The following is a 24,520-nucleotide window of genomic DNA, read 5'->3' as shown; positions in this document are numbered from 1 at the left end:
CACCTGGCGCACGCTCTCCGAGGATCACCGCCCGCAGGCGCAGGTCCGCTTCACCATCGCGCAGGAGCCTCCGTCGAGCCTGAGCGCCTAAAGAGGCCCCTGAAGGCGCTCAGGGTCGCCCCGCCGGAGGAGCAAGGCGCTTCCGGCGGGTTTTTCTGCCGCCACACGATCTTTTTATCCTTCAAAAGCCAAGTCTTCGCGAGTTCCCCTCTGCCTAAACGGCCGCACTGTCCTAAAACCAGCAGGGCAAGGTTCCACAAGGGGGTTACCATGAAGACCATCTTCAAGCCGGCAGCGTTTGCCGTTGCTCTCGGGCTGGCGGCGATGAGCGCCGCGAAGGCCGATGTGGTCGTCTCATCGAAGATCGATACCGAAGGCTCCGTCCTCGGCAACATCATTCTCCTGACGCTCGAGGCCAACGGCATCAAGACGCAGGATCGCATCCAGCTCGGCGCGACGCCGGTGGTCCGCAAGGCCATCACGGCGGGTGAGATCGACATCTACCCGGAATATACCGGCAATGCGGGCTTCTTCTTCAACAAGGCGGACGATCCCCTCTGGAAGGATGCCGCCAAGGGCTTCGAGACGGCCAAGAAGCTGGATTACGACGCCAACAAGATCGTCTGGCTCGATCCGGCGCCGGCCAACAACACCTGGGCCATCGCGTTGCGCAAGGATGTGATCGAGGCCAACAAGCTGAAGACCATGTCCGATTTCGGCCAGTGGATCACGAAGGGCGGCAAGGTGGTTCTAGCCGCCTCCGCCGAGTTCGTGAATTCGGACGCGGCCCTGCCGGCCTTCCAGAAGACCTATGATTTCCGGATGAAGCCGGAGCAGCTCATCGTGCTCTCCGGCGGCGACACGGCGGCCACCATCAAGGCGGCGGCCGAGCAGACCAATGGCGCCAATGCCGCCATGGTCTACGGCACCGACGGCGGCATCGCCCCCTCCGGCCTGGTGGTGCTGGACGATGACAAGAACGTGCAGCCCGTCTATGCGCCCGCTCCCATCGTCCGCGAGTCGGCCCTGAAGGAAAACCCGAAGATCGGGGAGATCCTGAAGCCCATCTTCGCCTCCCTCGATCTCGCCACGCTGCAGAAGCTCAATGCCCGCGTGCAGGTCGGCGGCGAGCCGGCGAAGGCGGTGGCGACCGATTACCTGAAGTCCAAGGGCTTTCTGAAGTGACCTGACGGTCCGACCAGAAGAACGAACTGCGCGATCAGGGCCGGACGTTTTGTGAATACGATTTCTTCCCGAACCACCGCGCCCGGCATGCCCACCCTGCGCCCCACCTTGCACCTGGACCGGCTCGGGGCCGTGATCGCGGTCCTCATCGGCGTCGCGCTGTTTGCGGCTCCCTTCGTGACGTACCGGGCCAATCGCATCGTCGCGGGGGAGGGGCGCCTCCTGACCGATGCGCTGCCGCCGGCTGGTGTCACCGGCGTTCTGATCGTGGTGCTCGGGGTCACCCTGTGCGCGGCCCTCGCGCGCAAGCTGCTGGTCCGCCTGGGCGCGGCCGCTCTCGGGTTGTGCGTGATCTTTCCGGCGGTCGGATGGTCGGCGGGATTCGTGACGCCTTCCGGCAACACCTTCGCCCGCGTGTCGCCGTCCGTCGGCTTCTGGCTCCTGGCGCTGGCCTTCGCGCTGCTGGCCGCCGATGCGCTGACGCGCCTGCATTTCGGACCCTGGGCGAGATTGGCCGCGCTGGCCGCGGCGGCCGGAGCGCTGGCGCTTCTCCTCCTGTCGGGCGCCTGGAACGACCTCTCCCTGATGAAGGAATACGCGAACCGCGCCGACAGCTTCTGGCGCGAGGCGCGCCAGCATCTGTGGCTCGCCTTCGGCTCGATGGCGGCCGCCTGTCTCGTCGGGCTGCCGCTCGGCATGGTCGCCCATCGCATCGGCAGGCTGAGGGCGGCCATCCTGCAGGGGCTCAATATCGTCCAGACGATCCCGAGCATCGCTCTGTTCGGAATCCTGATCGCACCGCTCGGATACCTCGCGGCGCATGTGCCGCTCGCCGCCGCCTTGGGGATTCGCGGCATCGGAGCGGCGCCCGCCTTCATCGCGCTGTTTCTCTATTCCCTGCTTCCGATCGTCGCCAACACGGTCGCGGGGCTGAGCCAGGTGCCGGCTGCCGTCACGGACGCGGCGCGGGGCATGGGGATGTCCGCGCGTCAGCGTCTTCTGCAGGTCGAATGGCCGCTGGCGCTTCCCGTCGTGCTGGCGGGCATCCGCATCGTCCTGGTCCAGAACTTAGGGCTCGCCACGGTGGCCGCGCTGATCGGAGGAGGGGGCTTCGGCACCTTCGTGTTCCAGGGCATCGGCCAGACGGCCATCGACCTCGTGCTCCTGGGAGCGATCCCGACGGTGGCCCTGTCCTTTGCCGCAGCCGTCATCCTCGATGCCGTCATCGATCTGACCCAACGGGGCGCGCATGATCGAGATTGAGCATCTCACCAAGCGCTATGGGGCGGATATCGTCGTCGACGACGTGTCCTTCACGGTCGAGGAGGGCGAGATCGCGGTCGTCGTCGGCACCTCGGGCGCGGGCAAGTCGACCCTGCTGCGCATGATCAACCGGCTCGTCGTCCCCAATGCGGGCCGGGTCCTCATCGACGGTCAGGATACGGCCACCGTCCCCGAGGATGAGCTCCGGCACCGGATCGGCTATGTCATCCAGGGCTACGGGCTCTTCCCGCACCGCGACGTCGCCCACAACATCGCCACCGTGCCGCGCCTTCTCGGCTGGGACAGGAAGCGGATTGCGAACCGGGTCGAAGAACTCCTCGACCTGTTTCAGCTCGACCCCGGCGAGTTTGCGCAAAAGTTTCCGCATCAGCTTTCGGGCGGCCAGCAGCAGCGCGTCGGAGTCGCGCGGGCGCTCGCGGCCAAGCCCGCGCTCCTCCTGATGGACGAGCCCTTCGGCTCGCTCGATCCCGTCATTCGCGGCAAGGCGCAGGACGATCTTCTGGCGATCCAGCGCCGGCTCGGCACCACCATCGTTCTCGTCACGCACGACATGAACGAAGCGTTCCATCTCGGTGACCGGATTGCCGTCATGGATCAGGCCCGGCTCCTGCAATATGCGACGCCCGCGGCGCTGCTGGCGCATCCGGCGGAAGCTTTCGTCGAGCAGCTTGTCGGCACGGCGGAGCGGCCCTTCCGCCTGCTGTCTCTCGTAACGGTGCAGGAGGCGATGGAGCAGGGCAACGCGGAGGGAGAGCCTCTGCCCCTCTCGGCCAGTCTGCGCGATGCCCTCTCGCAGCTGATCTGGCGCGGCCGTGAGGCGCTTCCCGTGGCGGATGCCTCCGGCGCCCTCGTCGGACGAATCAGCATCGACGCGATCCTCAGGCGCGGGCGGTCTCTCGCATGAGTCCGCGCTCGATCATTCTCCGAGCGTCGGCACTGCTCCTGCTTGCGACCTTCATTGCGGCACCGCAGCTCTTCGCCTTTGCCTTCGAGCCGCTGACCGTCAACAACGCGCCGGCGATCTACAATCAGAGCAGCCTGCTGACCCTGACCGTGTCGCATCTGCGCACGGTCTTTCTCGCCACGCTGGCCAGCACGGTCCTGGCGATAGCGCTCGCCATTTTCGTCACGCGGCCTGCGGGCCGCGAGTTTTTGCCCCTCTCGCGCAGCCTCATGAATATCGGTCAGACCTTCCCGCCCGTGGCGGTGCTGGCGATCGCCGTGCCGCTTGTGGGTTTCGGGGAAAAGCCGACCCTCATCGCGCTCTTCCTCTACGGTCTCCTGCCGATTTTCGAGAACACGCTCACCGGCCTGATGGAGGTGTCGCCCCGGACGCTTGAGGCTGCCAGGGGCATGGGCATGAATGCGAGACAACGCTTGGTGCAGGTGGAGCTGCCGCTGGCCCTGCCTTTGATCCTTGCCGGCATCCGTCTCTCGGTCATCATCAGCCTCGGCACCGCCACCATCGGCTCGACCGTGGCGGCCAAGGGTCTGGGGGAGGTCATCATCGCAGGCCTTCAATCGAACAACGTCGCTTTCATCCTGCAGGGCGGATTGGTGGTTGCCCTGCTCGCGGTTCTGATCCACGACGGGCTGGGACTGGCCGAGCGGATGGCGGCCAGGAAGCTGGGCCGCTCCGCGGACGAAGTGTCATGACGATTCTCGCCCGATTGAAAAGGGAGACGCGCGCTGCGCACGATCGCATCGAGGCGGCGATGGACCTCGAGCGCCGCATATCTTCGCGCGATGCCTACCGGGACCTGCTGATCCGCTTCCACGGCTTCCACAAGGCCTGGGAGGAAGCGGCGGCCGACAGGGCTCCGGACCGCACCTTCTTCGAACGCCGCCGCAAGACTCAGCTTCTTGTCAAGGACCTCAAGGCCCTAGGACTAAAATCGGATGAGATCACTCAGTTGCCACAATGCCGGCCTCTGATGCCCCTGTCCGCGCCGGAGGCGGTGCTGGGAAGCATGTATGTGGTCGAGGGTTCGACGCTCGGCGGCGCCATCATCGCCCGCGAGGTGGAACGCCGGCTCGGATTCGTCGCGGAGACGGGCTGCGCCTATTTCCGCAGCTATGGACGTGATATCGCTGCCATGTGGAAGTCGTTCGGCGCCGTGCTGCTGGAAGCCTCGTCGCCGGAGGCCGACGACGTGATGGTCGAGTCCGCGCAAAAGACCTTCGATGTGATGCATGACTGGCTGTGCGAGACCTCATGACTCTGCAAACGACGCAAGACATCGACCTGACCGCCTGCGAGCGGGAGCCGATCCACATTCCGGGAAGCATTCAGCCGCACGGGATCCTTCTGGCGATTCGGCTGCCCGACCGGACGCTCGCCTATGCCAGCGCCAACATCGCCGAGATCTTCGGCCTCGATCCGGCTGACGCGCTGGGACGGCCCTTCGCCGAGGCGCTGCCGCTCCTGAGCGAGCAATTCGAGGCGCAGCTCACGGATCCGCCGCCGGCCGGGACCACGCGCTATCTCCGCACCATCGAATTGTCCACGGACAAGGGTCGGCAATCCTACGAGGTCGCGATCTCCCGTTCGGGCGAGTGCGCGGTTCTGGAGCTCGAGGCGCCGCCGCAGGAGGCGGCCTCGAGCCTCGAGACGCTCTACCCCACCCTGCGCGGCTTCGTGGAGCAGCTGCAGGGAGCCTCCAGCCTCGAGGTTCTTTGCCAACTCGCGGCGCAGGATATCCGTCGCATGACGGGCTTCGACCGGGTGCTGATCTATCGCTTCGACAAGCTCTGGAACGGCACCGTGATCGCCGAGGACCGCAACGAGGTCCTGCCCTCCTATCTCGACCTGCGCTTTCCTGCCTCCGACATCCCGGCCCAGGCGCGGGAGCTCTACCGGCGCAACCGCCTGCGCATCATTCCCGATGCCGACTACACCCCGGTTCCCATCCAGTCGCGCGACCCCGCGCCCTTGGATCTGAGCGATTCGGTGCTGCGCAGCGTCTCGCCGGTGCATCTCGAATACATGCGCAACATGGGGACGCTATCCTCCATGTCGATCTCGATCCTGCGCGACGGGGAGCTGTGGGGCCTGATCTCCTGCCACAACAAGCACCCGAAGCGGATCTCGCTGCAGGTGCGCAACGCCTGCGATTTCCTGACCCAGATCTTCTCCCTCCAGCTCGAGGCGCGGGAGAACACGGTTCTGGCCGAGAACCGGGTGCGCCTCGGGGCCGTGCAGACGCGGCTCCTCGCCCATATGGCGGCGGAAGACCATTTCATCGCCGGCCTCGTGAATCATCCCGGGGATCTGCTGCTCCTGGCCGGCGCCCAGGGGGCGGCCGTCATCACGCAGGATCATTGCCGGTGCCTCGGGCGGAGCCCTGACGAGGAGCAGGTCAAGGATCTGTTCGCGTGGCTCTCAAAGCATCACCAGGAAGATGTTTTCGCAACCGACCGGCTGCCGGAACTCTACCCTGCGGCCAAGGCCTATGCGGACAGGGCAAGCGGGCTTCTGTCGATCTCGATCTCGAAGGTGCAATCGAGCTATGTGCTCTGGTTCAAGCCGGAAGTCGTGCAGACCGTGAAATGGGGCGGCAACCCGCAAAAACCCGTTCAGGAGGAGGCCGGCAGCGTAAGGCTTCATCCGCGCCGCTCCTTCGAGATCTGGAAGGAAACCGTGCGGGAGCAATCCCTCGCCTGGGGCCGGAGCGAGATCGAGGCGGTCAAGGAACTGCGCAACGCCATCGTGGGAATCGTGCTGCGTCGGGCCGAGGAACTGGCAGCGCTCTCCGAGGAACTGCGCCGCTCCAACAAGGAGCTGGAGGCCTTCTCCTATTCCGTCTCCCATGACCTGCGCGCGCCGTTCCGGCACATCGTGGGCTATTCCGAGCTTCTGAAGAAGCAGGAATGGAGCGAGCTGTCGGAGAAGGGCAAGCGCTACATCGACACGATCATCGAGTCGGCCTATACGGCCGGAACCCTCGTCGACAACCTGCTGCGCTTCTCGCAGATGGGCCGCACGGCCCTCAAGCCCCGGCCGATCGACATGAAGGTCCTGATCGACGAGATCAGGCAGCAGCTCACCATGCACACGGCCGGCCGGCGGATCGAGTGGGTGGTCGGCGACCTGCCCCCTGTCTCCGCGGACCCGGTGCTGATCCGTCTGGTCTTTGAAAATCTTCTCGACAATGCCATCAAGTACACCCGGCCCCGGGACAAGGCCCGCATCGAGATCGGCTCCACCCGCAAGGATGGGGAGACGGTGATCTTCGTGCGGGACAACGGCGTCGGGTTCGATATGAAGTACGTTGAAAAACTGTTCGGCGTGTTCCAGCGGCTGCACCGGATGGAGGAGTTCGAGGGAACCGGAATCGGGCTGGCGAATGTTCGCCGGATCGTTGAAAGGCATGGCGGCCGGGCCTGGGCCGAGGGTGTGCTCGACCGGGGTGCGACCTTCTCCGTTGCCCTGCCGGACCATCATGAATGAAGGAGCGGCGTGAATGCCGGAATTGAAACCGATCCTGCTGGTTGAGGACAACCCGAAGGATCTTGAACTGACGCTGGCGGCCCTCGAGCAGAGCCAGCTCGCCAATGAGGTCGTCATCGTGCGCGACGGCGCCGAGGCGCTCGACTTCCTCTACCGCCGCGGCGCCCATGAAAGCCGCAACACCAGCGATCCGGCCGTGGTCCTGCTCGACCTCAAGCTGCCGAAGATCGACGGGCTCGAGGTGCTGGAGAAGGTCAAGTCCGATCCGCATCTCAGGCACACGCCGGTGGTGATGCTCACCTCTTCGAGGGAGGAAAGCGATCTGGTGCGCAGCTACGAACTCGGGGTGAACGCCTTCGTGGTGAAGCCGGTCGGCTTCCGGGAGTTCTTCGATGCGATCCAGGATCTCGGCGTGTTCTGGGCCATCCTCAACGAACCGCCGCCGCGGCGCAACGGCGGGTAGCCCTGCCCATGAGCCGGCAGCCCCGTTCCCCGTCCAGCCGAATGCTGCGCATCCTCCTCCTGGAGGACAGCGTGCTCGATGCTGAGCTGGTGACCGAGGCTTTGGCTTCCGCCCGTCTTTTCATCGAGATCGAGCGTGTCGATTCCGCCGCCGGCTTCACGCAGGCCGTGCAGGAAGAGCGCTGGGACATCATCCTGGCCGATTACCGGCTGCCCGCTTTCGACGGCCTGAGCGCGCTTGAGATCGTGCAGGCCCGTGCCCCCGGGACACCCTTCGTCTTCGTTTCCGGGGCGCTGGGCGAGGAGGTGGCGGTCGAGGCCTTGAAGCGCGGCGCCACGGATTACGTGCTCAAGGAACGCCTGGACCGTCTGCCGGCCACCGTCCTGCGCGCGCTTGCCGAAGCCGGCGAGCGGCAGGAGAAGCTGCATGCGCAGGAGGCCCTGCAGAAGCTTCTGGATCAGCGCACCGCCCTTCTGCACGAGCTCGACCACCGGGTGAAGAACAACCTGCAGCTGCTTCTGTCCCTGATCGGGATCGAGATCCGTCAGGCCGAGGACGAGCAGGTGCGCCAAGTGCTCGGGCGCATGAAGGACCGCATGCAGGCCCTCGCAGCCGCGCATCTCGATCTTTACGACGGGAAGGGATCTGCGCGATTCGATGCCTCGCGCTTTGCCAAAGGCTTGTCCGAGGAGCTGACCTCATCCCTTCGGGGCGTGACGATCAGCCCGGAATTCGAGATCGAGAATGTGGAGGTCGAGGCTGCCAAGGCGGCGCCCATGGCGCTCCTGTTCAACGAGATCGTCGTCAACGCCCTCAGCCATGCCTATCACGAGCGCCATGGAAAGCTGAAGCTCGCCCTGCGCATACGCAACGGCACCCTGCTGTTCCAGCTTTCCGACGACGCCTTCAGCCCGGAGGAGAAGCAGGCGGCGCAGAACAGCGCTTCGGGAACCGTTCTCAAGGCCCTCTCGCGCCAGCTCGATGCCCATGTAGAATGGCCCCCGGACGAACCGGCGGTCCTCGTGCGGGTGACCATGCCGGCTCAGGACGTGAGCTAGCATGATGACGCGGGAATCCAAGGCCGGAATAAACGCTGCGCAAGCGGTCAGGGATCTCCCCGGACGAGCCCGGATATCGCTGCGGCGGGTTCTGTGGGGGCTGGTGCTTGCCATCTCGCTGCCGCTCATCCTGGTGGCGGCAGGGGGCTTCTATTCGAGCTACAGGGCCGAGCAGGAGGCCATCGACCAGCGCATGCAGGAAACCGCACGCGCCTTGAGCCTGCTGCTCGACCGCGAGATCGAGAAGTCCGTGCTTGCCCTGCGGGTGCTGTCCCGGTCGCCCCTGCTCAGCGAAGGGGACTTTCAGCGCTTCTACGGGCAGGCCCAGGAGGCCGGGCTGGCCGATCCGTCCTGGATCGCCCTCTTCGAGCCCGGCGGCCGCGCGATCTTCAACACCCGCGTTCCCTATGGCGTGCGGCTGCCGGACAGCAACCGGCCGGGTGTGCTGCGGCGGGTTCAGGAAACCCGCGAAGCCCAGGTTTCGGACCTTTATGTCGGTTCCCTGACGGGGCAGCGGCTCATCACCATCGATGTGCCCGTCGTTCTGGACCGGAGGGTCGCCTACATCCTGTCGCTGGCCATCAGTCCCGAGGCCTTCCAGGGGATCATCCGCGATCAGCGGATCGTCGACGGCTGGAACGCCTCCGTGCTCGATCGCAGCAAGAAGATCGTGGCCCGCTCCCGCTCGCCGGAACGGTTCGTCGGTCAGCCGGCCAGCCCCAACATCCAGGAGGCATTGGCCACGTCCCAGGAGGGACAGCTCCAGAGCGTGACGCTCGACGGTATTCCCGTGCGCACCTATTTCAGCCAGTCGCCAACCTATGGCTGGTCTTTCGTCATCAGCAGGCCCGATGCCGAGATTGCACAATCGATCCGGCGCTCGTTCTTCTGGCTGGCGATCCTGGTCGCGGTCATCCTCGGCGGCATTCTCCTGGCTGCCCTTCTTTCGCGGGCAATCGCCAAGCCGGTCGACCAGCTCGTGGCCGCTGCGCGGGCCCTCGGCCGCAGAGATGAGATGCCTGGCGATTCCAGCACCCGTGTCCTGGAGCTCGACACGATCAAGCAAGCTCTCATGGAGGCCGCGTTTGATATCCGCAGGCATGAGCGGGATCAGGAGCACGTTCTCGCGCAGATGGCGGAGAGCGAAGCCCGTCTGCGCCTGGCGCTCAATGCCGGTGATTTCGGCTCCTGGGAGTTCACGCCGTCCTCGGGCGCCTTCATCACATCCCCGACCTGCCGCGCCAATTTCGGCCGCGGTCCCGACGAGCCTTTCTCCTATGCGGATCTGGTGGCGTCCATCCATCCCGATGACCGCGCCATGCAGGTGGAGGCCGTGGCGCAGGCCGTCGCGAACCGCACGGATCTTCATGTGGAGTATCGCGCGATCTGGCCTGACGGCAGCGAGCACTGGATCCGGATCAGCGGTCGCACGCGCACGGGACCGGATGGGCAGCTCTCCATGGTCGGAGTCTCGCAGGAGGTCACGGAGCGCAAGCTCGCCGATGAACGGCAGGCGCTTCTGCTCCGCGAGCTGAACCACCGGGTCAAGAACACGCTGGCGACCGTGCAATCGGTGGCGTCTCTCACCCGCCGCTCGTCCGAGAACAGCGATCCGGCCGCCTGGAACGCGTTCATGGATCGTCTGCAAGGGCTCGCCAAGACCCACGATCTTCTGACGTCCACCCAATGGCAGGGCGCGCTTCTGGAAGACGTGCTGAAGAACGAACTCGATCCCTACCAGGACGTGATGCGCCAGCGCATCCGCCTGAGGGGCCCTCGGGTCAACCTGCAGCCGAGCGCCGTCCTGGCCCTGAGCCTTGCCATCCATGAAATGGCGACGAACGCCGTCAAGTACGGCAGCCTTTCGGTTCCTGACGGAAAGGTTCACGTGATGTGGGCCATCACCGCGGGAGGCGCTTCGCCGGCGCTGCTCGTGGAATGGGTCGAGAGTGGCGGTCCTCCGGTGAAGCAGCCGGAGCGTCAAGGCTTCGGGATGAAGCTGATTCAGCGCGGTCTGGCGCAGCAGCTCGGCGGCGAGATCAAGCTCGATTTCGCGCCGGCTGGCATTCGCTGCGTAATCACCTTCCCCATCACGATCCTGGTCTCCGACGGGGAGGACGAGAGCGAGCCGCAGGAACGCTATGCCTCGTGAGGAAAAAAGCGCCGCGTCCGCTTGACAGCAGAGGGCCGCACGGGTGCTAACCTGGGTCGTTCCTCCCGCATCCGGTGCTGCCATGACGACGATCCGAGACAAGCTCGACACCATCCTGGAGCGCCTGGCCGGCCGGGCCGCCGACGAGCGGGTGTTCGTGCGGCTTTACGAGGACGTGGCCCGCGCCGCTGCCGACGCCGCCGATGCAAGACAGCGCGTGGGCGTGCGCTTGAGCCCGCTCGATGGAACGATCATCTCGATCAAGGATCTGTTCGACGTGGCGGGCGAGACCACGCTCGCGGGCTCCATCGCCCTGCGCGACAGGCCGCCTGCGACCAAGGACGCCGCCATCGTGCGCCGCCTGCGCCAGGCCGGCGCCGTCATTCTCGGCAAAACCAATATGGTCGAGTTCGCCTATTCGGGGATCGGCCTCAATCCCCATTACGGCACCCCAGGCAATGCGGCGGATCCCCTGCGGATCCCAGGCGGCTCGTCATCGGGCGCCGGCGTCACCGTCGCCGAGGGCACGAGCGAGATCTCCATCGGCAGCGACACGGGCGGGTCCGTGCGCATCCCGGCTTCCTTCAACGGCGTCATCGGATTCAAGCCGACCGCGCATCGCGTTCCCCTGGAGGGAACGTTCCCTCTCTCGCCCAGCCTCGATTCCATCGGGCCGCTGGCCCGCTCCGTTCAGGATTGCGCCTTCGCCGATGCCATCATGGCCGGCGAGGAGCCTTATCTCCTGAAATCCCAGCCCCTTGCGGGATTGCGGATCGGCATTCCACGCGGGCGCCTGTTCTCGGACACGGAGCCGATGGTGGAGCAGGCGTTCGAGGCAGCCCTGAGCCGCCTGTCGCAAGCCGGCGCCAGGATTGCCGATCACGGCATCGAGGATCTGCTCGGGGCCATGGCGGAGACCACTGCCGCAGCCTCCATCGCCTCCATCGAGGCATCGGAGGTCCATGCGGACTGGCTGAAGACGAAGGCGGCGGAGTTCGATCCGCGGGTGCGATGGTCGATCGAGCGTGCCGGCACCGTGCCGGCGCCTATCTACATCCGCATGATGCACCAGCGTCGTGCGCTCATCGCCGCCATGGATCAGCGTCTGTCGCCTCTCGATGTGCTGGCGCTGCCGGCAACGGCGATCACCGCGCCACTCACTGCGCCACTGGAGGCCGACGACAGGCTCTACAACAAGATGGACTGGCACATCCTGCGCAACACCATGTTCGGCAACCAATTCGATCTCACCGCCATCTCGCTGCCCATCGACGGCTGCGAGCGCCCGGTGGGCTTCATGCTGGTGGCCCGCCACGGACAGGATCGCCGGCTGCTGGAGATCGCAGCGGGCGTAGAGCGCGAACTGGCGCGCTGATGCAGATCGAGCTTGCGTCGTTCAGGCCGCGATGGAGCGGGCGAGGCTCAGACAGGCAGCGATTCCGTCCTCCAGGATCTGGTCCGAGAGCTCCTCATCGTCGACGGCGCGTGCGAGCTGGATCATGCCGGTCGTGCCGGCGATGATCGCCCTGGCGACCGAGCGGCGCGCTTCAGGCGTTGCGCTGGCAGGCAGCAGGCTGGCCACCATATCCACATGCTCGATAATGCTCTGCGTGAACATCTCGCGCACGGCCGGTGAATGGCGCGCGATCTCCGGTGCCAGTGCTCCAGCCACGCATCCGTTCTCCGGGTTGTCCCGATGGTATGGGCTTAGATAGGCGCGGATTACGGCCTCCAACTTGTCCTCATTCGATTCCACGACAGATCCGAGCCAAGCTTTCACCTGCTCTATTGCTTCGTGCAGAGCTTCCTCGATCAAGGCATCCTTGGACGGGAAATGGCTGTAAAATCCGCCATGGGTGAGGCCGGCGCTTGCCATAAGCCCAGCCACTCCGCTTGCACCCACACCATCTTTTCGAAGCTGCTGCGCCGCGACCGCAATGATGCGCTTGCGCGTAGCATCCCTGTGACCCTTTTCGTAGCGCATGGTCGTTCACTTTCCCAGAAGAGGGATCGGTCGAATGGGTGATGTGACTGAATCTATCATCATATGTGCAATATAATACTACGTTACCCTTAAGCTGTCCATAGTTCCCCTAGGACAGTCTCAGGTTGTTCTCAATCTTGTCCCTAAAAGAGGGACGAAACTGCGCGCGAAACCAGCCTTGCTTTGGCACGGGCAGGCATTGAAATCGTTGCTGGGCAAGAATTTCCGCGGAGAGCCCTTGCAAGGGAGAGAAATATTAGATTATGATCATCATGTAAAGAACAAGAGCCACCGAGGTCTGTTTGATGGTTTCCGTAAGGGAAGTATGCCGAGCCGAGGATGAAACCGCTGAATCCAGCGATTTGCCCGCCTCAGAGACCATAAAGGCAAGGGAGCGTCACAAGATGATCCGTTTCATGAGCGTGCTCTCTAAAGACGTTGCTCCACCGACCGCTCCCTTAACGGGCGCCACTCGTAACTGGCGCTGTGAGCTTGGGACCTTCTGGCGGGACATCGAAGACGCTGGCTCCATCGTCAGGGCGATCCGGCTCCGAAATCCTGAGGCGTCTGCTCGAGGTCAGAACGGTGATATCAAAGGCATGGCTATAGGCAAGGACGCTAGAAAGGCAGGGCCCTGGGCCAATCTCCGTATTCTGTACTGCAGCATTCTTTAGGGCATCGCATCTAGGACGGCCCCTCTTTGAAGGTCTTCCGATTCCGGCCTCCCTGCGGGATCAAGATCGTCTCTGAAAATGCATTCTCTTTTCGATAAAATGGCTCGCCCCACGAACGGGACTGCACATGACAGGGAGATCCCGTCTGTCTGAGACCGGGAAAGCCACCTCAATCAGGGTTCGTTGGCACAGATCCCGCCAACGCGCGTTATGCTCTTCCCAGCGGGCCCGGGAGACCCTGAACCCCATGTTGCGTCAGCTTTATCTCTGCCTTGGCTATGCAAACCTCGCGCTCGGCGTGATCGGGATCTTCCTGCCCGTTCTGCCGACGACGCCTTTCGTTCTCCTGGCCGTCTGGTGTTTTGCCCGCTCGAACCCGGCCTTGGCTGACCGGCTCTACAGCCATCCCCGCTTCGGCGCCCTGCTGACCACATGGCGGGATGAGAAGGCCATTCCGCGGCGGGCCAAGATCTGTGCCTTGAGCATGCTCGCACTGTCCTACGGCGTGATCCTGTGGCTCAGTGAAAGCGATATCCTTGTTTTCGCACTCGCCGCAATCATGGGAAGCGTCGCCTTCTACATCGCAACGCGGCCTGCGCCGCGCGGCGGATCCGAAACGCTGCGGCATGTCTCGTGCACGGATCGATGAAAGCCTGTCCATATCAGTCGTTGCGGAGCGGCTTCGTTATCCGATCCTTGTCCTGTTTGGACAAAATCGCGCCATGTTAAGGTCAAGGTTCCGGTTAGGCTGCGGGCATCTCAAGGGAGGAGCAGTGCCATGCGCAGTCTCAGTCTGTCGATCTTCCTGCTTGCCTCAGCCGTGATGCTCGCGCCGCTGCTGATCGCTCTCGCCTATGCGGCGAGCGTGTTGACCTCGGCGCTGATGTTTCCCTGACACCCGCTCATCACAGTTAGAATTCGCCTTGAAGGCGAAGCAGATCAGGTTCGCGGACCCGCAATCTCTGCAGTCAGTTTCGGCAGCTCTTTCGTCATCCACTCGACCATCTGGTCGCTGGTTGTCAGATGCGTGGGCATGGGAATGAAAGGGCCATGCGATTCGTAGATGGCGATCGGATCCCTGGCCCCCAAGATCGGATCGAGCTCGTCCTCGATCTCCGGCGTGAGGCTTCTGCTGCCAAACCATGTCACGAGCAGCAGGAGCATTCCAACGGCGCCGGCAAGGACGACCAGCAAGGATATCGCCAAGTCTGCCACCTGTACCTTCCTCGCGGTGAGAGATCCATTCAGCCCGTCATTCAGCTTAACATCGAACGCCCGACGATCCAACGCTTACAAAGCCACCGGCTCTCGAATGGCAGGATCCCTGTTTGAGGTCTTGCGATTGAGGTTTACAATCACATCATGAGCATCGAAGGCATTTTCAAGCTTGCTCATATGCGAAACGGGGGCTGCGCGATCGATCCTGTTGAAGGGGATGCGCCATGCGAACCTATTACGTGTTCCAGTCCAAGACGGCTCCCGACCTCCTCGGCTTTGCCGAAAGCCCTGCGGGCGAGACCCTGCCGGCCGATTTGGGGCCCTGGGTTTCAAGCCAGCAGATCGGCCCCGATGAGGAGTGGACCCTGGGCGTCAGTCGCGCCATCGTGGCCGCCGGAATCATGGAGAACGGCTTCTACCTCTGGGGTCCCGTCAACCGTCCGACATCACCCCACCCGGTGATCGCGAGCGACCGCGTGGAAGGCACCGCCGTCTACGATCTGCGCGGAGCGCAGATCGGCACCATCAAGCGTCTTCTGATCGAGAAGGTGAGCGGTCGCGTTCTCTACGTCGATGTGACCTTCGGCGGTTTTCTGGGAATGGGCGTCCATCATCACACGATCCCCTGGGACAAGCTCTCCTACGACAAGGAGCTCGAAGGCTACCGCACGGATGTGACCGAGGCACAGGTCCAGGGAGCGCCCGCCTTCTACGGCGACGACCGGGTCTGGCCCGACCGCAGGCGCGAGCAGGAGATGCGGGATTACTGGAAGGACATTCCCCGAGGGCCGATCTGATCGCAACGTTCCGTCACACCCTGGAGATTCGCCATGATCGCGCATGTGTTCAAAGTCGGTCAGGTCGTTCGGCCCCGGCCATCCTGCCCCAATCTTCCGCACGATCTCTTCAGGATCCTGCGCCTGCTTCCGTCGACCGCGGGCGGCATGCCGCTCTATTGCATCAAGAGCGAAGCGGAGATGATCGAGCGCGTCGTCGAGCAGGATGCGATCGAGGCTGCGCCGCGCTGATCCTGCATTGAGTCCGGCTCCGGCGACCCGCGGAGGATAACATGGCGGACGGGAACTCGCCGGAGGCTTGGCCGTTGTCCAACCGAATACCTTCGTTCCCCTCTGGCAACTCGATGGCCCGACGGTTCTTCCGTTCGGGCCTTTTCTTTGTGCCCAGCGCATCGCGCGGCCCTCCGGGTCCGCTACGGGCGACGCGCTGATCAAGGAATCGAGCATCGGATGGATCCCAAAAAGTGGAATCGACATTTGGGTCCGATGCTCTGGCCCGGTCTCAGCCTTCGACGAGCACGGTCTTGATGTTGGTGAATTCGCGGATGCCGAAATGCGAGCATTCGCGGCCGTAGCCCGATTCCTTCACGCCGCCGAAGGGGATGCGCGGATCGGAGCGCACATTGGCGTTGACGAAGCTCATGCCCGCTTCCAGCTCCTGCGCCGCGATCCGTTCGCCCCGTTCCAGGTTCTCGGTGAGAACGCCGGAGCCCAGCCCGAAACGCGAGGCGTTGGCAATGCGGATGGCTTCTGCCTCGTCGGCCGCTTCGATGATGGCGGCCACGGGCCCGAAGACCTCCTCGTCATGGGCCGGCATGCCGGGGCGCACATCGGTCAGCACCGTTGCCGGATACCAGGCGCCCGGCTTCTCAGGCACCTCGCCGCCGAGGAGCAGGCGGGCGCCCTTGTCGAGGCTCTTTCGAACCTGATCGTGAATCTCGTCGCGCGCCTTCACGCTTTGCAGCGGCCCGAGCTTCGTCCTCTCATCGCGCGGATCACCCATCGCGTAGGCGTTCATGGCTTCGACGAAGGCGCGCTCGAACGCCTCGCGCACGGCTTTCACCACGATGAAGCGCTTGCCGGCGATGCAGCTCTGCCCGCCATTGACCATGCGCGCCGCGGCGCACACCCGCGCCGCCTTCTCCATGTCCGCATCGTCCAGAACGATGTAGGCGTCGGAGCCTCCGAGCTCGAGCACGGACTTCTTTAGCACCGCACCGGCGGCGCCCGCCACCTGGCGTCCCGCCTCCACGCTGCCGGTGAGCGTCACGGCCGCGATCGAGGGCGCCTCGATCAGGGCGCGCACATCCCGGCTCGGGATGAGCAGCGTGCGGAACAGAGGCTCGGGAAAGCCTGCCTCGCGGAATACGCTCTCGATGGCGAGGGCGCAGCCGGGCACGTTGCTTGCATGCTTGAGAACGGCCGCATTGCCGGCCATGAGCGCGGGAGCCGCGAAGCGGAACACCTGCCAGAACGGGAAATTCCACGGCATGACGGCGAGCACCACGCCGATTGGATTGTAGGTGACGAAGGTTTTCGGGCCGCCAAGATCCACCGGCTCGCGAGCGAGATAACGCTCGGCATTCTCCGCGAAATGATCGCAGTTGAAGGCGCATTTCTCGATCTCGGCCAGGCCCTCCTTGCGAGTCTTGCCCATCTCGGCAGTCATGATATCGGCGAATGTCGCCTGCCGGCGCCGCAGCACCGCGGCAGCCTCCTTCATGAGACCGGCGCGATGCGCGAAGGACGTCCGCCGCCACTCCGCAAAGGCTCCGCGAGCCTCCTCGGCCAGGGCCAGTGCCTCGTCCCGGGTGTGTCCCTCGTAAGGCTGGCCAGGTTTCCCTGTAGAAGGATCGTTGGTCTCGAAGCGCGGCCTCTCGTCCGATGCGTTCGACGGCTCCCGACTTTGCGACGGGTCGCGCCCGGGCGGGCGGGTGGTCTCATCCATGACGATGTCCTCCCGAATTGGGGGTCGGCTCCTGCTCAGCGAGGAAACGGGAGGAGGGGAGAGGTGTTCCGGCGTTCTCTTCTTTCGATGCGCTAGGCAGCCTGATGGGTGATCGCCGGCGTCATCATGCGCCCGCGATTGATCAAAGCAGAGACGCAGGTTGCGAGGGAGAGGGCGGCGCGATCCGACCGTCCCCTCTGCAGGCACTCCACATAAAGCCGCATCAGCTCGACGGTGACATAATGGAACGCCACCTCCGATCCCCGGGCGAGCTTCATGCGCCGCGAGGCCGTGGCGAGCTTGTCGAGATAGAGGGATTGTTCGGTCCGCGGCTCCGCCATGAACCCGCTCAAGCCGCCGAAAGTCTCCTCGAAATGCCCCCAGAGGAGGGCGAGATTCTTGGCGGCCTTGTCCTGTTGATCGGCTTGAAGCGCCTTGAACTCCCGCAGGAGTTCCCAGATCGGGTCCTGCTCCAAGGTCTCTTCCTCTGCGGTCTTCACCAGCGGAACGAAGGGGAGCAGGGTCCGTGCGTTCGAAATCAGGGCGGGACGGATCCTGTCCCACTCGGCATAGACTCTCGGAAGCACGATCAACGCGGTGGCCAGAGCGGTCTGATCCAGTGTCCTGCCGATCCGGCGGAGCACCGGACGCGCTGCGTCGCCGTATCGCTCAACGATGCGCCACCGCAGGTGGCATAGCCGATAGACCTGTTCGAGCTTCTTGATGAGCTCATTGCGCGATTGATCGTCGGCGGACCAGGGAAAACTGAAGTCGTTTCGGTAGTGAGGCGAAGAGCTCATGAGGCTGACGATTCGATCCACAAATCATTGTTGTGCGCAACTCCGCTCATACAGCGGCAATCGCGGCAACTTTGAGGCTGTAGCGTCACAATGAGGATGTTCGATTGAACCGAGTGAGATTGTCGTGGGCGTCAGGAATATAATGCAAGAACGAGCGGCAAAATCATGCGCGATATTTCGCTCTTGTTGCTCGTGCCTTTTTTACTGAGGATTCTGTAATATTATCCGTTCCGTTGCGATGCGATAACTGTCACTTGGATTCAGCAGACGAGTTGCGTCACGATCAGGTTTGAAGCGACTCGGTTACGGATGAAGATGTGGACGGCGATGGGAGTGCGGACTTCGCAGCCTGTCGGAAGCGTCTCTGGGATCTGATGACCTGACGGATTGGAAAGGGTGCTCCGATCCTTTCCATGCACCAGTTCAGCCGTCAGATCACCACTTGGAGCCGCCACCTTCGTTGCCGCCATCCCGATCGCCGTCGCGATTTCCGCCGCGGTCGTCGCCATCCCGACCGCTCCGGTTGCCGCCCCGGTCATCATCCCTGCCGTCGCGGCCTTTGCCGTCGTCGGAGCCCTTGCCGCCACGACCTTTGCCGCCGTCACGATCGTCGCCCTCATAGTCCTTGCCGCCGCGACCCCCGCCGCCATGGCCTCCGCCGGGCGGACCATTGCCGTGATGGCCGCCATCATAGCCACCGTTGTGACCGCCACCCCCATGACCGCCTCCGTGGTGTCCTCCGCCTCCATGGTGATCGTCTCCCTTGCCGCCACCGCTATGGCCGCCTCCGGGATTGGTCCCGCCCCCGGGGTTCGTTCCGCCTCCGGGACTGGTGCCACTTCCCGGATTCGTTCCGCCTCCAGGGTTCGTGCTACTTCCGGGATTGGTGCCGCCTCCAGGGTTCGTGCCACCTCCAGGACTGGCCCCTCCGCCTGGGTTCGTCGGGCCGCCGGCGACCGGGCCGGTACCGCCGCTCTGCGGTGGGCTGTTGCTTCCGCCTGTCCCTCCGCCTGAATTGGGAGGGTTGGCCGGACCTCCGGTGCTGGGGCCGGGTGCCGAAGGTGAGGCGAGGCTGGCGCTGGCCAGAGAGCCGTCGCTTGCCCGATCCGTGGCGATGACGCCTCCGGCCCATTGCTCGCGCGGGTATGTCGGGCATTCCCACACCTGACGCGGCCCGAACAGGCCGCGGACCATCACGGGCTGGCAGTAGCGCTGGAACGATGCGTCCACATTCTCGGTATAGACCGGCTGTGCCGCCCTCTGACCGGCTGCCGATGCTGGATCCATCGCAAGAGCACGGCTTCGTGGTGCAGGGGGCGGCATCCTAACGACTTTGGAGCGTCCTGCCTCTTGGTTCCTTGCGACAGGAGCCTTTCCTGTCGCGATGGCAGACGAATTTCGTGAAGTATAGCGCTTAGGATTTACAGCAGACAGATCTGCAGCAATTAGACTTGTTGAAGATAAAAGGGCGGCAGCCCCGACCAGAAGCCGAAGTTTCATAGATATTCCGTTATAGTTTATGTCTTATTCGGGACTTGTATTTGGACGATATTGTCTTTGTAGGAATATTTCTACGATTCATTCGATCTCTGGCGGAGTACCACCGAGGTACTAGGACTAAAGCTTTTCAGATACGGACTAAAGTCTTGGACTTTAGTCCTGCATCCGATCTTCATCCAAGGGCATCTGACAGGCGTTCCGGATCAGGCGGTTGAGCCGAAGGCGATGGTGGTGCGCTGGGTGTAGGCACGGCACTTGCCCGCTTCCTTCCCGACAGTGAAACTCACCGCAGCAGAATCGCCGCGATCCAACCTTGAATGCCGTCATCCCATGCTTACGTTTCCAGCAGACCCCTGATCCGGGCCCCTCTGACGCGAGCTGCGGTGGCGCTTGCGTGATGTCGGATCGCTTTCGATCCGGCCGCCGGCACAGAGGTGATCATGCTCCAAGAAATTCTGTCGTCTTTCGTCAGCCTGCTGATTGTCGATCCGCTCCAGGCGGAACTAAGCGAGCGCCTGGCGCAGGTTCGGGCGCCTCAGGCGGTGATCGCGGATGTGAGGACATGCGCCGAAGCTTCGCTGCCGCGGCTGGCCGACCGCGCCATGGCCGAGCCGATGTGGGTCGTGTCGACCGCCCTGAATGTCTGGACCGGCCAAACGAGCCCCGAAGACATTCTCGGCAACACGAATCCGCAATGCGGGGCCGCCCTCAAGGCAGCGAGAATCTATCTCGAAAGCCGCGGGGCATAAGCGCTGGAGAGACGGCATGCCTTCCGGAGCATTGCACGCCTTGTGGAACCAGCGGCGATCACCGGGATTGAAATCCTTGCTGTATCAACCTTGGCACAATGCGAGATGGCTGACCGACACGACATAGACCAGGACGCACTTCTGGAGCAGCAGCGCGTTCTGGCAGAGTTCGGCGAGCTCGCGCTCAAGAACGAAGACCTGGACCGCATCCTCAACAAGGGCTGCGAGCTGGTCGGCCGCGCCCTCGATACGGCTTTGTCAAAGGTCATGGAGCTCCTGCCCGATGGAAAGACCTTCAAGGCCCGTGCAGGCGTCGGCTGGAAGCCGGGCGTCATCGGTCATGCGATCGTTACCGCTAATGAGAACTCACCGGAGGGTCTGACTCTGACAGAGGGCGCGGTCATCTCAAACGATATCGCGAAGGAGGAGCGGTTCGAATACCACGATTTCATGAAAGAGGACGGAGTGAAGGCTTTCGTGAACGTGCTGATCCTCAGCAGCAACGGGCGCCCGCCGTTCGGCGTTCTCCAGGTGGACAGCCAGACACCACGGGACTTCACGCAGTCGGATGTCGAGTTTCTCAGGAGCTATGCCAATCTTCTTGGAGCGGCCATTGAGCGCCTGCGCGTCGTGGATCAGCTGCGGGGGGCCGTGAGAGACAAGGATCTTCTCATCGGCGAGCTGAACCACCGGGTGAAGAATACGCTTACGACGGTGCAGTCCATCGCCTCGCAAACCCTTCGCAACGCGCCGGACCTCAACCACGCTTCCAGCGCCATCGAGAGCCGCCTCATTGCCCTGTCGCAGGTCCACAATGTCCTGACGGACCGAAGCTGGGCCCATGTGGCTCTCCAAGATATCGTTTCGCAGGCCGTCGAACCATATCGCAGCCGTGGGGAAAACCGCATCCACGTGCAGGGCCCGCCGGTGCAGGTGCCGCCACGCATGGCCCTGGCCCTTGCCATGGCCTTGCAGGAGCTGGTGACAAACGCGGTGAAGTACGGAGCACTTTCGAACGGCGTTGGACAAATCAAGGTTCAATGGACATTGAGCCATGAGACGGCACCAGATCGGCTGCATCTGCTATGGGAAGAGACGGATGGGCCACCTGTTCGAGAACCGGCTCGGCGCGGCTTCGGAACGCGGCTGATAGAACGGAGCCTTGCTGACGATCTCAACGGCGAGGTGCAGATCGAGTTTGCTCCAACCGGCATCCTATGCACGGTCGATGCTCCCATAGAGAACTAGAGCATATTTCGGCCAAGTGGATCCGGTTCGCCGTCAAGAAATGCGGCAAGCCAAAGAAGAGATGATTCCACGTCAGTGGAAACAGCTCTAGCCTCGCTATCCGGGCTTATGTCGATGGTTTCAGGACGTGCCGGAATGTCCGATCGGGCTGACGTGCAACGCAACGCCGCTCGCGTGAAGGGCATCGGCCAGAGGGCCGGCCGGGAGGGCTTCCGTCACAACGTCCGAGAGATGCTCCAGAGGGCAGACAAGCTCGAGGTGACGCCGGTTGAATTTGCTGGAGGTGACGAGGAGCGCGCGCCGTTCCGCCCGTTCCAGCATCATGCGCTTGACCCAGCAGGCATTCGACACCACGTCGTTCGGCCCGTCGAGGGTCAGGCCGCTGGCTCCGATGAACGCGATATCGGCGTTGAACCGGTCGAGAAAGGCGCATGTGTCGGGACCATAGACGCCACCCTCGTCGGCCGAGAACTCTCCTGGGCAGAACACGATCCGCGTCTTCTTCTGGGGGGCCAGCGCTTGAGCGACGGCCAGACAATTGGTGATCACCGTCAGGCCGTCGACCGAATAAGCCAGGGCCCGGGCGAAGTGAGCGGTCGTCGATCCTGAGTCGATCATCAGGACGTCGCCTGGCTTGACCATCCGAACGGCCATGCGGGCGATGGCGTCGCGCTCCTGGACTGCCGTTGCGTCACGATCCTGAAATCCAGGCTGCAGGCCGAGCTGGAGACCCGTCGCACCGCCATAGGTGCGGCTGACGAGCCCGCGCCGCGTCAACTCTTCGATGTCGCGCCGGACGGTCTCGGCGGATACCCCAAGCCGCGTGGCGAGTTCGGAAGTCCTGACACTGGGACTGAGCGCCAGCTCGGTCATGATCACGCGCTGACGGGTGGCTTTTTTCCCCTCTGAGAAGGACATGGGTACGATCCTGGACCAGGCTTGATGCCGCTATTGTTGGTCTGTCATGAAAACTTTGGACATTCCACATAAGTATGCTTGATCTCCCAACTTTCTGTTTCTAAGCTCCACAGAAAGAGCCTTATGAGCTCGCCGGGGGAGAGATGTATTCAGAGCCAGCCCATCGCACAGTCGCCCTCGAGGCACAGACAGCATGAAGCCCCTGTCGGAGCTTTCGCTGGAGACGGCACGCGCCGTGCGCGTTGTGCTGACTGATATCGATGACACGCTGACCACAGATGGCCTGCTGACGGGACGCGCCTATGCTGCCCTCGAACGGCTGCACCAGGCAGGCTTCATCGTCATTCCCGTCACGGGCCGCCCTGCCGGCTGGTGCGATCACATCGCCCGCATGTGGCCGGTGGATGCGGTGGTGGGCGAGAATGGCGCTTTCTACTTCCGCTACGACCGCGAGCGGAAAACCATGCAGCAACATTTCTGGGCGAGTCCCGAGGAGCGGGCGCAAAACCGCAGCCGGCTTGCAGCCATCGAGAGCGAGGTGCTGGCCACCGTGCCGGGCTGTGCGCTCGCCAGCGACCAGCCCTATCGCCTGGCCGATCTCGCCATCGACTTCTGCGAGGACGTGCCGGCCTTGGCTGAGACTGAGGTGGATCGGATCGTCTCCATCTTCGAGCGCGCCGGCGCGCAGGCGAAGGTCAGCTCGATCCACGTGAACGGCTGGTTCGGCGACTACGACAAGCTCACCATGGCAAGAACCCTGCTGGCTGATGGATTTAACATGAATTGGGACGAGGCGCGTCAGAGCGTGATCTATGCCGGCGATTCGCCCAACGACGAGCCGATGTTCGCGGCCTTCCCCTTGAGCGTCGGCGTGGCCAACATCCAGGCCTTCGCGCACCGGCTGAAGCATAAGCCGGCCTACATGACCCAAGGGCACTCGGGAGACGGCTTCGCGGAACTCGCGGACCTGCTGCTCAGGACAAGAAGCCGGGAGATCATCTGATATGAAAAGCCATAGGGTCGACGCTCATGTCTGAAATCCTTGTCAATGCGGTTTCGAAAACCTGGGGCGGCGTCGGAGGAGTCGACCGGATCAGCTTCAAGGCCGAGGCTGGTTCGCTCCTTGTCCTTCTCGGTCCGTCCGGATGCGGCAAGTCCACGACGCTCCGGCTGATCGCAGGCCTGGAGGAGGTCGATTCCGGCACGATCACCATCGGTGGGCGCGACGTGACCCATCTCTCTCCGGCCGAGCGGCGCATCTCCATGGTGTTCCAGTCTTATGCGCTCTTTCCCCACCTCAATGTCGCCGAAAACATCATCTTCGGCCTGAAGGTCCGCGGCGTCGGCCGGGCCGAGCGGGACGAGAAGCTGAAGAAAGTGGCCGACATCGTCGGCCTCAGCCACCTGCTCGAGCGCAAGCCCTCGCAGCTCTCCGGCGGCCAGCGCCAGCGCGTCGCCCTCGGTCGCGCGATTATCGCGGAGGCTCCTGTCTGCCTGATGGATGAGCCCCTCTCGAACCTCGACGCCAAGCTGCGTCACGAGATGCGCACGGAAATCCGCAGCCTGCAGCAGAGGCTCGGCATGACCATGGTCTACGTCACCCACGATCAGACCGAGGCCATGACCATGGCCGACCGGGTGATCCTGATGCGCGACGGTCACATCGAGCAGAACGGCGCTCCGCACGAGCTCTACAACGAGCCGGCGAGCGACTTCACGGCCCGCTTCATCGGCACGCCTCCCATGAACATCATGTCCTGGCAGGACGATGCGATGCTCGGCGTACGGCCCGAGCACATTTCGCTCATCGAACGGGACGGGGTGCCGGCGACCGTCAGGACCGTCGAGTATCTGGGCGCGGACAGCATCATTCTGTGTGACGTGAAGGGCGAGACCGTCTCCGTGCGGCAGACCGGCTACTGCTCGTTGCCGGCCGGCACGAAGGTCGAGCTAGGATGGCAAAACCGTCACATCCATCTGTTTGACAGGGACAGCGGAAAGCGTCGCGCGGCTCACGCTTTGAGCTAGCGGCGGCCGCATTCTTCTGAAAGAACGCTGGCGGCTACGACCGCAAGCGTATGACTTCCAAAAA

Annotated in this window: 23 protein-coding genes; 17 read left to right on the top strand and 6 right to left on the bottom strand. The window is 63.6% G+C overall.

Annotated elements, in window-relative coordinates; all coding sequences use genetic code 11:
• Positions 1-270: 270 nt before the first annotated feature.
• From osmF to ILT44_RS22250, 10 genes are all read left to right on the top strand, one after another.
• Complete coding sequence (osmF, locus tag ILT44_RS22295; RefSeq protein ID WP_204241811.1) at positions 271-1,185, top strand: glycine betaine ABC transporter substrate-binding protein OsmF; 915 nt, start codon at positions 271-273, stop codon at positions 1,183-1,185.
• A gap of 87 nt (positions 1,186-1,272) precedes the next feature.
• Entirely contained in the window at positions 1,273-2,448 is a 1,176-nt protein-coding gene (locus ILT44_RS22290; RefSeq protein WP_239468446.1) for an ABC transporter permease, read from the top strand.
• Entirely contained in the window at positions 2,435-3,373 is a 939-nt protein-coding gene (locus tag ILT44_RS22285; RefSeq protein WP_204241809.1) for an ABC transporter ATP-binding protein, read from the top strand. Before ILT44_RS22290 ends, ILT44_RS22285 begins: the two co-directional genes overlap by 14 nt.
• Positions 3,370-4,125 (top strand): ABC transporter permease, encoded by a 756-nt coding sequence (locus ILT44_RS22280; RefSeq protein ID WP_204241808.1) that lies wholly within the window; start codon positions 3,370-3,372, stop codon positions 4,123-4,125. The genes ILT44_RS22285 and ILT44_RS22280 overlap by 4 nt, the downstream gene beginning before the upstream one ends.
• Positions 4,122-4,688 (top strand): biliverdin-producing heme oxygenase, encoded by a 567-nt coding sequence (locus ILT44_RS22275; protein ID WP_204241807.1) that lies wholly within the window; start codon positions 4,122-4,124, stop codon positions 4,686-4,688. Before ILT44_RS22280 ends, ILT44_RS22275 begins: the two co-directional genes overlap by 4 nt.
• Complete coding sequence (locus tag ILT44_RS22270) at positions 4,685-6,919, top strand: ATP-binding protein (protein WP_204241806.1); 2,235 nt, start codon at positions 4,685-4,687, stop codon at positions 6,917-6,919. The genes ILT44_RS22275 and ILT44_RS22270 overlap by 4 nt, the downstream gene beginning before the upstream one ends.
• Before the next feature lie 13 nt (positions 6,920-6,932).
• Positions 6,933-7,382: a response regulator gene (locus ILT44_RS22265; RefSeq protein WP_204241805.1), complete on the top strand. Its 450-nt coding sequence runs from the start codon at positions 6,933-6,935 to the stop codon at positions 7,380-7,382.
• Between the two features lie 8 nt (positions 7,383-7,390).
• Entirely contained in the window at positions 7,391-8,440 is a 1,050-nt protein-coding gene (locus tag ILT44_RS22260; RefSeq protein WP_204241804.1) for a sensor histidine kinase, read from the top strand.
• A 1-nt stretch (position 8,441) separates the two neighbouring features.
• Positions 8,442-10,592 carry a sensor histidine kinase gene (locus tag ILT44_RS22255; RefSeq protein WP_204241803.1) on the top strand — a complete coding sequence of 717 codons (2,151 nt, stop codon included), beginning with the start codon at positions 8,442-8,444 and terminating at the stop codon, positions 10,590-10,592.
• Between the two features lie 82 nt (positions 10,593-10,674).
• The gene (locus ILT44_RS22250; protein ID WP_204241802.1) at positions 10,675-11,967 is read left to right on the top strand and encodes an amidase; all 1,293 of its coding nucleotides are present in this window, start codon (positions 10,675-10,677) and stop codon (positions 11,965-11,967) included.
• Between the two features lie 21 nt (positions 11,968-11,988).
• Here ILT44_RS22250 and ILT44_RS22245 read toward each other — a convergent pair whose 3' ends face one another.
• Entirely contained in the window at positions 11,989-12,576 is a 588-nt protein-coding gene (locus ILT44_RS22245; RefSeq protein WP_204241801.1) for a TetR/AcrR family transcriptional regulator, read from the bottom strand.
• Between the two features lie 921 nt (positions 12,577-13,497).
• Here ILT44_RS22245 and ILT44_RS22240 point away from each other — a divergent pair.
• Positions 13,498-13,899: a YbaN family protein gene (locus ILT44_RS22240; protein WP_204241800.1), complete on the top strand. Its 402-nt coding sequence runs from the start codon at positions 13,498-13,500 to the stop codon at positions 13,897-13,899.
• A gap of 290 nt (positions 13,900-14,189) precedes the next feature.
• Here ILT44_RS22240 and ILT44_RS22235 read toward each other — a convergent pair whose 3' ends face one another.
• Positions 14,190-14,456, bottom strand: coding sequence for a hypothetical protein (locus tag ILT44_RS22235; protein WP_204241799.1), 267 nt, complete (start codon positions 14,454-14,456; stop codon positions 14,190-14,192).
• 236 nt (positions 14,457-14,692) lie between these two features.
• Between ILT44_RS22235 and ILT44_RS22230 the strand changes: the two genes are divergently transcribed.
• A complete protein-coding gene (locus ILT44_RS22230) occupies positions 14,693-15,265 on the top strand; it encodes a PRC-barrel domain-containing protein (RefSeq protein WP_204241798.1) in 573 nt (190 codons plus the stop codon).
• Between the two features lie 33 nt (positions 15,266-15,298).
• Positions 15,299-15,496: a hypothetical protein gene (locus ILT44_RS22225; protein WP_204241797.1), complete on the top strand. Its 198-nt coding sequence runs from the start codon at positions 15,299-15,301 to the stop codon at positions 15,494-15,496.
• A 271-nt stretch (positions 15,497-15,767) separates the two neighbouring features.
• Here ILT44_RS22225 and ILT44_RS22220 read toward each other — a convergent pair whose 3' ends face one another.
• The 3 genes from ILT44_RS22220 to ILT44_RS22210 form a co-directional block, all read right to left on the bottom strand.
• Positions 15,768-17,213: an NAD-dependent succinate-semialdehyde dehydrogenase gene (locus ILT44_RS22220; protein ID WP_204241796.1), complete on the bottom strand. Its 1,446-nt coding sequence runs from the start codon at positions 17,211-17,213 to the stop codon at positions 15,768-15,770.
• Between the two features lie 92 nt (positions 17,214-17,305).
• Positions 17,306-18,013 carry a hypothetical protein gene (locus ILT44_RS22215; RefSeq protein ID WP_204241795.1) on the bottom strand — a complete coding sequence of 236 codons (708 nt, stop codon included), beginning with the start codon at positions 18,011-18,013 and terminating at the stop codon, positions 17,306-17,308.
• A gap of 260 nt (positions 18,014-18,273) precedes the next feature.
• Positions 18,274-18,924: a hypothetical protein gene (locus ILT44_RS22210; protein WP_204241794.1), complete on the bottom strand. Its 651-nt coding sequence runs from the start codon at positions 18,922-18,924 to the stop codon at positions 18,274-18,276.
• A 1,029-nt stretch (positions 18,925-19,953) separates the two neighbouring features.
• Here ILT44_RS22210 and ILT44_RS22205 point away from each other — a divergent pair.
• Both ILT44_RS22205 and ILT44_RS22200 read left to right on the top strand, forming a co-directional pair.
• The gene (locus ILT44_RS22205) at positions 19,954-20,262 is read left to right on the top strand and encodes a hypothetical protein (protein WP_204241793.1); all 309 of its coding nucleotides are present in this window, start codon (positions 19,954-19,956) and stop codon (positions 20,260-20,262) included.
• Positions 20,263-20,367: 105 nt separating this feature from the next.
• A complete protein-coding gene (locus ILT44_RS22200; RefSeq protein ID WP_204241792.1) occupies positions 20,368-21,510 on the top strand; it encodes a sensor histidine kinase in 1,143 nt (380 codons plus the stop codon).
• Between the two features lie 120 nt (positions 21,511-21,630).
• On the opposite strand, the gene ILT44_RS22195 is transcribed toward ILT44_RS22200, so the two are convergent.
• On the bottom strand, positions 21,631-22,428 hold the full coding sequence (locus ILT44_RS22195) for a DeoR/GlpR family DNA-binding transcription regulator (RefSeq protein WP_204241791.1): 798 nt from the start codon (positions 22,426-22,428) through the stop codon (positions 21,631-21,633).
• A gap of 193 nt (positions 22,429-22,621) precedes the next feature.
• Here ILT44_RS22195 and ILT44_RS22190 point away from each other — a divergent pair, with 193 nt between their 5' ends.
• Both ILT44_RS22190 and ILT44_RS22185 read left to right on the top strand, forming a co-directional pair.
• On the top strand, positions 22,622-23,431 hold the full coding sequence (locus tag ILT44_RS22190; protein WP_204241790.1) for an HAD-IIB family hydrolase: 810 nt from the start codon (positions 22,622-22,624) through the stop codon (positions 23,429-23,431).
• A gap of 26 nt (positions 23,432-23,457) precedes the next feature.
• Positions 23,458-24,456 (top strand): ABC transporter ATP-binding protein, encoded by a 999-nt coding sequence (locus tag ILT44_RS22185; protein WP_204241789.1) that lies wholly within the window; start codon positions 23,458-23,460, stop codon positions 24,454-24,456.
• Positions 24,457-24,520: the final 64 nt, after the last annotated feature.

This window comes from Microvirga arvi (assembly GCF_016892765.1).
GTDB lineage: Bacteria > Pseudomonadota > Alphaproteobacteria > Rhizobiales > Beijerinckiaceae > Microvirga > Microvirga arvi.
This window is presented reverse-complemented; position numbering and strand designations above follow the sequence as displayed.

Excerpts from the sequence above, each read along its gene's own strand:
- osmF (WP_204241811.1), top strand. The coding sequence starts at position 271 with ATGAAGACCATCTTCAAGCCGGCAGCGTTTGCCGTTGCTCTCGGGCTG.
- ILT44_RS22290 (WP_239468446.1), top strand. The coding sequence starts at position 1,273 with ATGCCCACCCTGCGCCCCACCTTGCACCTGGACCGGCTCGGGGCCGTG.
- ILT44_RS22285 (WP_204241809.1), top strand. The coding sequence starts at position 2,435 with ATGATCGAGATTGAGCATCTCACCAAGCGCTATGGGGCGGATATCGTC.
- ILT44_RS22280 (WP_204241808.1), top strand. The coding sequence starts at position 3,370 with ATGAGTCCGCGCTCGATCATTCTCCGAGCGTCGGCACTGCTCCTGCTT.
- ILT44_RS22275 (WP_204241807.1), top strand. The coding sequence starts at position 4,122 with ATGACGATTCTCGCCCGATTGAAAAGGGAGACGCGCGCTGCGCACGAT.
- ILT44_RS22270 (WP_204241806.1), top strand. The coding sequence starts at position 4,685 with ATGACTCTGCAAACGACGCAAGACATCGACCTGACCGCCTGCGAGCGG.
- ILT44_RS22265 (WP_204241805.1), top strand. The coding sequence starts at position 6,933 with ATGCCGGAATTGAAACCGATCCTGCTGGTTGAGGACAACCCGAAGGAT.
- ILT44_RS22260 (WP_204241804.1), top strand. The coding sequence starts at position 7,391 with ATGAGCCGGCAGCCCCGTTCCCCGTCCAGCCGAATGCTGCGCATCCTC.
- ILT44_RS22255 (WP_204241803.1), top strand. The coding sequence starts at position 8,442 with ATGATGACGCGGGAATCCAAGGCCGGAATAAACGCTGCGCAAGCGGTC.
- ILT44_RS22250 (WP_204241802.1), top strand. The coding sequence starts at position 10,675 with ATGACGACGATCCGAGACAAGCTCGACACCATCCTGGAGCGCCTGGCC.
- ILT44_RS22245 (WP_204241801.1), bottom strand. The coding sequence starts at position 12,576 with ATGCGCTACGAAAAGGGTCACAGGGATGCTACGCGCAAGCGCATCATT.
- ILT44_RS22240 (WP_204241800.1), top strand. The coding sequence starts at position 13,498 with ATGTTGCGTCAGCTTTATCTCTGCCTTGGCTATGCAAACCTCGCGCTC.
- ILT44_RS22230 (WP_204241798.1), top strand. The coding sequence starts at position 14,693 with ATGCGAACCTATTACGTGTTCCAGTCCAAGACGGCTCCCGACCTCCTC.
- ILT44_RS22225 (WP_204241797.1), top strand. The coding sequence starts at position 15,299 with ATGATCGCGCATGTGTTCAAAGTCGGTCAGGTCGTTCGGCCCCGGCCA.
- ILT44_RS22220 (WP_204241796.1), bottom strand. The coding sequence starts at position 17,213 with ATGGATGAGACCACCCGCCCGCCCGGGCGCGACCCGTCGCAAAGTCGG.
- ILT44_RS22215 (WP_204241795.1), bottom strand. The coding sequence starts at position 18,013 with ATGAGCTCTTCGCCTCACTACCGAAACGACTTCAGTTTTCCCTGGTCC.
- ILT44_RS22205 (WP_204241793.1), top strand. The coding sequence starts at position 19,954 with ATGCTCCAAGAAATTCTGTCGTCTTTCGTCAGCCTGCTGATTGTCGAT.
- ILT44_RS22200 (WP_204241792.1), top strand. The coding sequence starts at position 20,368 with ATGGCTGACCGACACGACATAGACCAGGACGCACTTCTGGAGCAGCAG.
- ILT44_RS22195 (WP_204241791.1), bottom strand. The coding sequence starts at position 22,428 with ATGTCCTTCTCAGAGGGGAAAAAAGCCACCCGTCAGCGCGTGATCATG.
- ILT44_RS22190 (WP_204241790.1), top strand. The coding sequence starts at position 22,622 with ATGAAGCCCCTGTCGGAGCTTTCGCTGGAGACGGCACGCGCCGTGCGC.
- ILT44_RS22185 (WP_204241789.1), top strand. The coding sequence starts at position 23,458 with ATGTCTGAAATCCTTGTCAATGCGGTTTCGAAAACCTGGGGCGGCGTC.